General features: G+C 56.2%; 1 rRNA gene. It reads left to right on the top strand.

Annotated elements, in window-relative coordinates:
* Nucleotides 1-452: ribosomal RNA gene (locus tag I6F37_RS39655) — 23S ribosomal RNA — on the top strand; the annotation flags it as partial.

Below are 452 nucleotides of genomic sequence, written 5' to 3'. Positions count from 1 at the left end.
GTGAAACATCTCAGTACCCTCAGGAAGAGAAAACAACCGTGATTCCGGGAGTAGTGGCGAGCGAAACTGGATGAGGCCAAACCGTATGCGTGTGATACCCGGCAGGGGTTGCGCATGCGGGGTTGTGGGATCTCTCTTTCATAGTCTGCCGGCTGTGAGACGAGTCAGAAACCGTTGATGTAGGCGAAGGACATGCGAAAGGTCCGGCGTAGAGGGTAAGACCCCCGTAGCTGAAACATCAGCGGCTTGTTTGAGAGACACCCAAGTAGCACGGGGCCCGAGAAATCCCGTGTGAATCTGGCGGGACCACCCGCTAAGCCTAAATACTCCCTGGTGACCGATAGCGGATAGTACCGTGAGGGAATGGTGAAAAGTACCGCGGGAGCGGAGTGAAATAGTACCTGAAACCGTGTGCCTACAAGCCGTGGGAGCGTCGCGCATCGAGCTTGCTC

Origin of the sequence: Bradyrhizobium sp. NBAIM08, from assembly GCF_020193935.1 — a bacterium.
GTDB lineage: Bacteria > Pseudomonadota > Alphaproteobacteria > Rhizobiales > Xanthobacteraceae > Bradyrhizobium > Bradyrhizobium yuanmingense.
This window is presented reverse-complemented; position numbering and strand designations above follow the sequence as displayed.